At 71.4% G+C, this 7,422-nt stretch carries 9 protein-coding genes and 5 tRNA genes; 7 read left to right on the top strand and 7 right to left on the bottom strand.

Going from position 1 to position 7,422, the window contains the following annotated elements; genetic code table 11:
- Window positions 1-228: 228 nt before the first annotated feature.
- Complete coding sequence (locus tag ACIBJB_RS45675; protein ID WP_398940084.1) at window positions 229-789, top strand: CGNR zinc finger domain-containing protein; 561 nt, start codon at window positions 229-231, stop codon at window positions 787-789.
- Window positions 790-871: 82 nt separating this feature from the next.
- On the opposite strand, the gene ACIBJB_RS45670 is transcribed toward ACIBJB_RS45675, so the two are convergent.
- Both ACIBJB_RS45670 and ACIBJB_RS45665 read right to left on the bottom strand, forming a co-directional pair.
- Window positions 872-1,024, bottom strand: a complete 153-nt coding sequence (locus ACIBJB_RS45670; RefSeq protein ID WP_329240383.1) for a hypothetical protein — start codon at window positions 1,022-1,024, stop codon at window positions 872-874.
- A 156-nt stretch (window positions 1,025-1,180) separates the two neighbouring features.
- Window positions 1,181-1,630 carry a hypothetical protein gene (locus ACIBJB_RS45665; protein WP_398940082.1) on the bottom strand — a complete coding sequence of 150 codons (450 nt, stop codon included), beginning with the start codon at window positions 1,628-1,630 and terminating at the stop codon, window positions 1,181-1,183.
- Window positions 1,631-1,854: 224 nt separating this feature from the next.
- Between ACIBJB_RS45665 and ACIBJB_RS45660 the strand changes: the two genes are divergently transcribed.
- The gene (locus ACIBJB_RS45660; RefSeq protein WP_398940081.1) at window positions 1,855-2,376 is read left to right on the top strand and encodes a DsbA family protein; all 522 of its coding nucleotides are present in this window, start codon (window positions 1,855-1,857) and stop codon (window positions 2,374-2,376) included.
- A gap of 7 nt (window positions 2,377-2,383) precedes the next feature.
- Here ACIBJB_RS45660 and ACIBJB_RS45655 read toward each other — a convergent pair whose 3' ends face one another.
- From ACIBJB_RS45655 to ACIBJB_RS45645, 3 genes are read right to left on the bottom strand one after another with little or no spacing between them, the layout of a single operon-like run.
- Window positions 2,384-3,211: a GNAT family N-acetyltransferase gene (locus ACIBJB_RS45655; protein WP_398940080.1), complete on the bottom strand. Its 828-nt coding sequence runs from the start codon at window positions 3,209-3,211 to the stop codon at window positions 2,384-2,386.
- 49 nt (window positions 3,212-3,260) lie between these two features.
- Window positions 3,261-4,082, bottom strand: a complete 822-nt coding sequence (locus ACIBJB_RS45650) for an aminotransferase class IV (protein WP_398940079.1) — start codon at window positions 4,080-4,082, stop codon at window positions 3,261-3,263.
- Window positions 4,079-5,122 carry a chorismate-binding protein gene (locus ACIBJB_RS45645; RefSeq protein ID WP_398940078.1) on the bottom strand — a complete coding sequence of 348 codons (1,044 nt, stop codon included), beginning with the start codon at window positions 5,120-5,122 and terminating at the stop codon, window positions 4,079-4,081. Before ACIBJB_RS45645 ends, ACIBJB_RS45650 begins: the two co-directional genes overlap by 4 nt.
- A gap of 179 nt (window positions 5,123-5,301) precedes the next feature.
- Here ACIBJB_RS45645 and ACIBJB_RS45640 point away from each other — a divergent pair.
- The 5 genes from ACIBJB_RS45640 (at window position 5,302) to ACIBJB_RS45620 (ending at window position 5,755) form a co-directional block, all read left to right on the top strand.
- Window positions 5,302-5,374: transfer RNA gene (locus ACIBJB_RS45640), tRNA-Gly, on the top strand.
- A gap of 39 nt (window positions 5,375-5,413) precedes the next feature.
- Window positions 5,414-5,487: transfer RNA gene (locus tag ACIBJB_RS45635), tRNA-Cys, on the top strand.
- A gap of 1 nt (window position 5,488) precedes the next feature.
- A tRNA-Val gene (locus ACIBJB_RS45630) sits at window positions 5,489-5,560 on the top strand.
- Between the two features lie 19 nt (window positions 5,561-5,579).
- Window positions 5,580-5,651 (top strand) — tRNA-Val (locus ACIBJB_RS45625).
- 32 nt (window positions 5,652-5,683) lie between these two features.
- Window positions 5,684-5,755: transfer RNA gene (locus ACIBJB_RS45620), tRNA-Val, on the top strand.
- A 48-nt stretch (window positions 5,756-5,803) separates the two neighbouring features.
- On the opposite strand, the gene ACIBJB_RS45615 is transcribed toward ACIBJB_RS45620, so the two are convergent.
- Together ACIBJB_RS45615 and ACIBJB_RS45610 are read right to left on the bottom strand one after the other, a co-directional pair.
- On the bottom strand, window positions 5,804-6,106 hold the full coding sequence (locus tag ACIBJB_RS45615) for a zf-TFIIB domain-containing protein (protein WP_381345137.1): 303 nt from the start codon (window positions 6,104-6,106) through the stop codon (window positions 5,804-5,806).
- 80 nt (window positions 6,107-6,186) lie between these two features.
- A complete protein-coding gene (locus ACIBJB_RS45610; RefSeq protein WP_398940077.1) occupies window positions 6,187-7,119 on the bottom strand; it encodes an aminoglycoside phosphotransferase family protein in 933 nt (310 codons plus the stop codon).
- Window positions 7,120-7,422 lie beyond the last annotated feature (303 nt).

Genomic DNA, 7,422 nt, shown 5'->3' with positions numbered 1-7,422 from the left:
CGGGGGGGGATCGGCGGGGGCGTGGGCCCCCCCGCCCCCCGGGGCGCGCCCCCGGGGGGGGGGGGGGGGGGGGTGCACCCCCCGCCCCCCCCCCGCCGGGGGGGGGGGGGGGGCCGCCCCCCCCCCCCACGGCACCTGTCGTGCTACCCGTCACCGGGGCCCGGCGAGCCACTACCATCGGCCAGCATCGGCGGGCATTCGCCCGACCCCCAGGCCAGGGAGCGAATCGTGCTGATCACCCACGACACCCGGTGCGCCCTCGACACCGTGGTCGATCTGGTGAACACCGCACCGGAGGACGACGCGGCGTCGGACGGACTGTCGGATGTCGCGGCGCTCGAGAATTTCGTACGAAAGCACGAGATCAGTGATGTCGGGGTGCTCTCGGAGTTCGATCTGTCCGCCGTGCGCAAGATCCGCGGCCGGTTCGCCTCGGTGTTCGCCGCCCCGGACGCCCGGGCCGCCGCCGCGCTGATCAACGATCTGGTCGCCGCCGCGGGCACCACTCCCCAGCTCACGGATCACGACGGCTACGACTGGCATGTGCACTACTTCGCGCCGGGTGCCTCGGTCGCCGACCATCTGGCGGCCGACTGCGGGATGGCGCTGGCGTTCTTCGTGGTGGCCGGAGAGCAGGAGCGGCTGCGGCGCTGTGAGGCGCCCGACTGCCGACGGGCCTTCGTCGACCTGTCCCGCAACCGCTCGCGGCGCTACTGCGACAGCCGGACCTGCGGAAACCGTCTGCATGTGGCCGCGTACCGAGCGCGTCGCAAGGAGGCCGCGGGCTGACGTCCCGGCGGCCGTGATGGAGCCCTCGCGGGCTGGTCGACGTGGTCCCCGGCGGGTGGCGCCGGGGACCCACGGGTACGGCTCAGAGCAGCAGCAGATCGTGCAGCGCAGCCATGAGCAGCAGACACCCGATCACCGCAAGGAAGATCATCAGCGGTGGCTGGGAAAGGGCGAAAAGGCATCCACGCGGCTCGTTCTGCGGCGGCGCGGTGTCGCTCTGTTCGGTGTCCAGCATCTCGCGGCGATGATGGCGCAGTCGACGCCCCCGGCGCGATCAACACGCCCGGAATGACCGGGAGTTCGCCGGATTCCGTGATGTCCGTTTCGAGTCGTGATCGCTTACGGACGGATACGGACCCCAGTACGAACGTTTCAGTTCACCACGCGACAGTCATATGCCGTGCTTCTTCAGGATGGCCTCGATGTCGCTGAAGTCGTCCGCGGCCGACCCGGCGGCCCGGGGCTTGTCCGCGGGGCGGGTCGCCGGGGTGCGGACGGCCGGTCCGAGCGAGGGTGCCGAGGCCGCGGGCGCCACCGCCTCCTGCTGGGCGCCGCGAGCCGCCTTGCGCTCCTTGCGGGTGCCGCCGCGGCGGCGCTCCACCGCACGCGTGGTCGAGAAGAGCACCCACGAAAGGCCGAGCACACCGAAGCCCGCCCAGGCCGTCGGGCTGAAGGCGGTGTCCGCGATCCAGTCGACGACTCCGGTCATCACCAGGCCGAGCGGGACGAGGGAGTAGGCGGCGATACGGGTGGCCGCGAGGAAACGCTTCCGGTACGCGGTGACCGCCGCGATGCCCAGGCCGGCCGCGGCGACGGCGGAACAGACGGTCTCGGCAATCATCCGGTCCTCCAGGCGGTGCTCGATCGGCAACGTGCCGCTTCGTCCCTATCCATCCTGCACCTCCCGACCCCTGCCGGGCCATGCCCCGGCAGGACATCAGGGACATCTCCGGGTCGACTCCTCCCGAGGTGCCGGTCCGGGTCGTACCGACGAAGCAGGCGGACGCCGTCGTGGACGGCCGGGGCCGATTCGGACGGGTGGCCCGGAGCTGGGAGACTGGGCGCATGAGCGACCCCTCCCCCGTCCGTCCGGCCGTGCCCGTTCTCGATGTCTGGTGCGAGCTGCAGTGCCCGGACTGCCGTGACGCGCTGGACGACGTCCGGGCCCTGCGTGCCCGTTACGGCGACCGTCTGGAGCTGCGGCTGCGGCACTTCCCGCTGGAGAAGCACAAGCACTCCTTCGCCGCCGCGCAGGCCGCCGAGGAGGCGCTGGAGCAGGGCAGGGGCTGGGAGTTCGTCGAGGCCGTGCTGGAGCGGGTGGCAGAACTGGACCGTGCGGGAGAACCCTTCCTGGTCGAGGTCGCCCGTGAACTGGGGCTCGACGCCGAGGAGTTCGACACCGCGCTGATCGACGGCCGGCACATCCTGATCGTGGACGCCGACCAGGCCGAGGGCAAGGCGATCGGCGTGACCGGGACCCCGACGTACGTCATCGACGGCGAGCGTCTCGACGGCGGCAAGAGCCAGGACGGGCTGCGGGAGCGGATCGAACAGATCGTGGACCGGCTGCTCGCCGGGCAGGAGTGAGCCGACCTCAGAGCAGGCTCTTGTACATCGAGTAACCCACCGTCTCGTAGCCCAGCGACTCGTACAGCCGCTCCGCCGGTGTGTTGCCCGCGAAGACGTTGAGGGCCAGGACCCGTCTGCCGGAGGCGATCGTCTGGGCCTCGGCCAGCAGCATCAGCGAACGGCCGTACCCACGGCCCCGGAAGGCCTCCTCGGTCTCGACGTCGTAGACGAACGCCTTGTCGCCGACGAATTCCACCCACAGGATGCCGACCCGCACCCCGTCGTGCTCCAGCACGCTGAAGAGCGCGTCCTCGGTCGCGAGGCCGCGCTCCGTCAACCGTTCGATGTCCCTCTCCGCCCTGGTCCTCGCCTCGGTCTCGGGCACCCCGCGGTCGGCCCAGTCCCGGGTGTACTCCGCGACGCCGCGCTCCGCCCACGGCCCGAACTCGGCCTCCGTCATGGGCCTGCCGCGACTGCCCGCGGGCAGTTCGGGCGCGGCGGCGCCGAGCCGCTTCTCCATACCGCGGTTGCGATGGACGTATCCGAGCATGGTGGCGAGCCGCAGCGCGGGCTCGACGTCGGCGGGGACCCTGATCTCCAGCTGTCCGCAGCCCCAGCCCCGCGCCACCTCCTCGGCGGCGAGCGCGGCGACCGTGCCCCGGCCGCGCCTGCGGTCCGGTTCCTCGATCCGCAGATCGCGGATCTGGGCCACGGCCGGCCCGAACGACGGATGGGTCGCGAGGTGTATCGCCCCGACGGGACGGCTGTTCACGCACACCGTGTAGTGGCGGGACAGCGCCCCGTCGGAGCCGCGCTGAAGCGGCTCGGTCGGCCGCAGAGTGGTGGTCATCACCGGAGTTCTACCCGCTGCCGCGCGCCAGGTCAGCCCAATATCCCGGGCTTTACGGATCGAGGTCGTCGCCGGCCCGCTCCTCGAAGATCCGCATGGCCTTCGCGGTCACCGGGCCGGGTGCGCCCGGCAGTTCGCGCGCGTCGACGCGGTGGACGGCCTGGACGTCCCGCAGAGTCGAGGTGAGGAAGACCTCGTCGGCCCGCTCCAGGACGTCGAGCGGCAGGTCGGTCTCCCTGGCTCCGGTCCATTGCACGGTCAACGCGCGCGTGATGCCCGCGAGGCAGCCGGAGGTGAGCGGCGGAGTGTGGATCTCGCCGTCGAGCACGACGAAGACGTTCGACCCGGTGCCCTCGCACAGCTGTCCGACCGTGTTGGCGAACAGCGCCTCGGAAGCGGAGTGGGCACGCGCGCGTGCGAGTGCGACGACGTTCTCGGCGTACGAGGTGGTCTTGAGTCCGGTGAGAGCGCCGCGCTCGTTACGGGTCCACGGAACCGTGATCACGGCCGTGGAGTCGGGTCGCGGGGCGGACTCGCCGAGGGCGACCACCAGGGTCGGCCCGTGCTCTCCCCGGTCGGACCCAAGAGGGCCATGACCACCGGTGTACGTGATGCGCAGCCGCCCGAGCGGCACGGGATTCGCTTCGAGTACGGCGGCGCAGGCGCGGCGGATCTCGTCGTGATCGGGGTCGGGCAGCCCCAGGCCGCGCGCCGACAGCGTCAGCCGGTCGAGATGCCGGGTGAGGGCGAAGGGGCGGCCGTCCACCGTCTTCAGCGTCTCGAAGATGCCGTCGCCCACGGTCAGCCCGTGATCGAAGACGGAGACGCGGGCGGTCTCGGTGTCCTGCAGCCCGCCGTCGAGCCAGATCTTCACGTAAGGGTCCCTCCACTCACCTCGTACCTCCCCGACGCTATCGCGAGCAGCCGGGACGCCTTCAGCTCGGTCTCCCGCCACTCCCCCTCGGGGTCGGACCCCCAGGTGATACCTGCGCCGGTGCCGAAGCGCAGCACTCCGTCGGCACGGTCGACCCAGAAGGTACGGATGCCGACGGCCAGCTCCCCGGTGCCCCGGTCGGCGTCGACCCAGCCAACGCCTCCGCAGTACGGTCCCCGGGGCGCGGTCTCCAGGGCGTCGATGATCCGCAGGGCGCTGGACTTGGGCGCTCCGGTGACCGAGCCGGGCGGGAATGCGGCCTCGAGCAGCTCGGCCCAGCCGGCCCCCTCGTACAGCTCGCCCCGCACGGTCGACACGAGATGGACGAGACCGGGATGCTTCTCCACGGCGCACAGATCGGGAACGGTGACGCTGCCCGTGGCGCACACCCGCCCCAAGTCGTTCCGCACCAGGTCCACGATCATCACGTTCTCGGCGTAGTCCTTGGCCAGCAGGTCGTCCTCGGTCCGCCCGGTCCCCTTGATCGGCCCCGACTCCACGATCAGCCCCTCCCGGCGCAGGAACAGCTCGGGCGAGGCGGTGGCGATCTCGACCCCGTGTCCGGGCAGCCGGATCGTTCCCGCATAGGGCGCCGGGTTGCCGCGGGCCAGCAGCGCGGTCAGCGCGTCCACGTCAGCGCCGGGTGCGAGGGGCGCGGTCAGCACACGGCAGAGGTTGGCCTGGTAGACCTCGCCGGTGGCGATGTGCGCGCGGATCCGACGTACACCCTCCATGTACGCGGCGCGATCCAGCGATGACGTCCAGTCACCGGCCAGGGGTCCTGACCACGCTCCGGGCCGTGGCGCGGGCACCGGCTCCAGGCGTACGTCGGCGAAGCGGGCGCAGGTCAGACCGCCCTCGAAGTCCGCGGCGACGGCCCAGAAGCCGGTGGAGTCCAGAGCCGCGGGATCGCTGGTGACATCGAGGAGACCGGTGGCGACGCGGTCGCCGAAACGGGCGAGAGGAGGGAGGTCGAGCACGCTGTCGAGTCTATGGCCGGTGTCCTTGCGGGTGACCTGGCCATGTCCCTCAGGCCGCCCTGACCACGTACGTCGACATGCGCACCGCAGCACGCTGCGCAAACGCGTTTTTGTACTGGCCCCGGAATCCGCTAGAGTTCAACTCGTCGCCGGGCCGCGAGAGCGGAACGAAACGACAAGCGGACGTAGCTCAGTTGGTAGAGCGCAACCTTGCCAAGGTTGAGGTCGCGAGTTCGAGCCTCGTCGTCCGCTCGATGGAAACAGGGGATCTTCCCGAGCCCCTGCACTCCTGGTGGAGTGGCCGAGAGGCGAGGCAACGGCCTGCAAAGCCGTCTACACGGGTTCAAATCCCGTCTCCACCTCCAAGGACGATTAGCTCAGCGGGAGAGCGCTTCCCTGACACGGAAGAGGTCACTGGTTCAATCCCAGTATCGTCCACTGGATCTCAGGATCCTCCGCGCGATTAGCTCAGCGGGAGAGCGCTTCCCTGACACGGAAGAGGTCACTGGTTCAATCCCAGTATCGCGCACGCAGTATTCACGATCTTGGTCGTGACGTCCCGCGCGATTAGCTCAGCGGGAGAGCGCTTCCCTGACACGGAAGAGGTCACTGGTTCAATCCCAGTATCGCGCACACACCGAAGCCCCCAGCCCTGCGGCCGGGGGCTTCCTCGTTGCCCGGTCAGCTGGAGAACAGCATGTGGCCGAAGCCGCGGTTGCGGTGGTGACCGCCGTGATGACCACCGTAGTGCCCACCTCCGTGCTGCGGAGCGCCCCAGGCCGGTGCGCCGGGCTGGGCCGGGTACTGCGGAGCGGCCGGCGGTGGCGGAACGGCGGGGCCGCCGCCCCACTGGCCCTCCAGCCGGGTCAGCGCCTCCAGCTCGCCGTAGTCGAGAAAGATCCCACGGCAGCCGCTGCACTGCTCGATCTGGACACCGTTGCGGTTGTAGGTGTGCATCGGTGCGTGACACTTCGGACACTGCATCGTCGGCTCAACTCCTCGCCCGTTGGTCCTGCTTCGCGTTACGCCAGGACAGACTCCGTCCGGCCCTGGTCGGTTGCACCCTACTTCGCGAAACCGCCCGTCAACTGCGGCGGGGCGGAACCCATTCGGTCACAGGCGTCGACGACGGCCTGCTCCACGTCGTCGAGCGGACGGCCCGCCTCGGTCGCCTTGGCTATCGCCCGGGCCGCGGTCTGCACGACGAGCGCACGGGCGGCGACGTCCAGTGCCGGCCAGGGGTCGCCCTCGGCGGGAACAGCGGGGCCCCCGGCCGCCCGGTAGGCGCCGAGGAAGCGGGACCAGTCGTCGGGCGACAGCAGGCCGCAGGCGAACCATGCGGCGGGGCGGGCGAGGTCCCAGGCGGGTTCCCCCACGCCGAGATCGTCGACGTCGATGAGGTGCCAGGGGCCGTCGGGGGCGGGGTGCCGGACGAGTTGACCGAGGTGGAGGTCACCGTGGCAGAGGGTCGTCGTGTCGGACATCGGGGTCTCGGCGCGGGCCCAGGGCGGGAGAGTGAGCCAGGCGCGAAGCACGGGCGCGGTATGCCTCAGGCGGCCGGCGGCGAGGAGGCGGGCAACGGCGAGGGCTGCTTTGACGGGGCCGCGCATGGGGGGCAGGCCGGGTGGGGCGGGGGTGCGGTGGAGACGGGCGAGGAGGGTGGCGGCGGTTTCCCAGGGGGCGGCGTCGGGGTTCTCCGGGTCCACGGGTTCGCCGTACGGCCAGAAGGTGACGAGTCTGCCGTGCAGGTCGATGGGGCTCTCGCCGAGTGGGGGCAGGAAGATGCCGGGGAGGTGGGCGGCCGCGGCGAGGCGGGGAATCAGGTCGACGGTGTCGGGGGCATGGGCCTTCGCGACGGTGTCCGCGTGCCGGACGACTGTGGCGTCGGGGCGGTCGACGAGGGTGGTCGCTCCGCAGCCACACGCCGACGAGGTCCGCGAGTGCGCCTCGGCCCTGGCCCTGAGGATGAGCTCGGCGAGCAAGGGCTGGGTGGTCACGGGGCTCCCTGGGCGACGGAGTGGTCTGCTGCCGAGGTTACGCGGCCGCTGCGCTGGGCTTGAGCCGGGCGCCTAGGGGTGTGCCGGGTGGGGTTGTCGGGCGGGTGTGGGCCGGTGGGGGCTGGTCGCGCAGTTCCCCGCGCCCCTAAGGGGTGGCAGTCACCGGCGCCACGACGGACCGCTCGCCACCTCCCGCACCGTTCGCCGTACCGTGCGCCACGACGGGCCGTTGGCCGCGTACGGCGCGCAGGGGACGGGGTGGGGGGTGTCCGCCCGCAGCGGCCGGCGTCCGTTACCGAGCAC

The sequence above is a fragment of the Streptomyces sp. NPDC050759 genome (assembly GCF_044456945.1).
Lineage (GTDB): Bacteria > Actinomycetota > Actinomycetes > Streptomycetales > Streptomycetaceae > Streptomyces.
The sequence above is the reverse complement of the archived record's forward strand: the minus strand, read 5'-3'. Positions and strand labels throughout refer to the sequence as shown.

What these genes read in the sequence shown, in the direction of transcription:
- ACIBJB_RS45670 (WP_329240383.1), bottom strand. Translation starts at nt 1,024, where the DNA reads ATGCTGGACACCGAACAGAGCGACACCGCGCCGCCGCAGAACGAGCCG.
- ACIBJB_RS45660 (WP_398940081.1), top strand. Translation starts at nt 1,855, where the DNA reads ATGAGCGACCCCTCCCCCGTCCGTCCGGCCGTGCCCGTTCTCGATGTC.
- ACIBJB_RS45615 (WP_381345137.1), bottom strand. Translation starts at nt 6,106, where the DNA reads ATGCAGTGTCCGAAGTGTCACGCACCGATGCACACCTACAACCGCAAC.
- ACIBJB_RS45665 (WP_398940082.1), bottom strand. Translation starts at nt 1,630, where the DNA reads ATGATTGCCGAGACCGTCTGTTCCGCCGTCGCCGCGGCCGGCCTGGGC.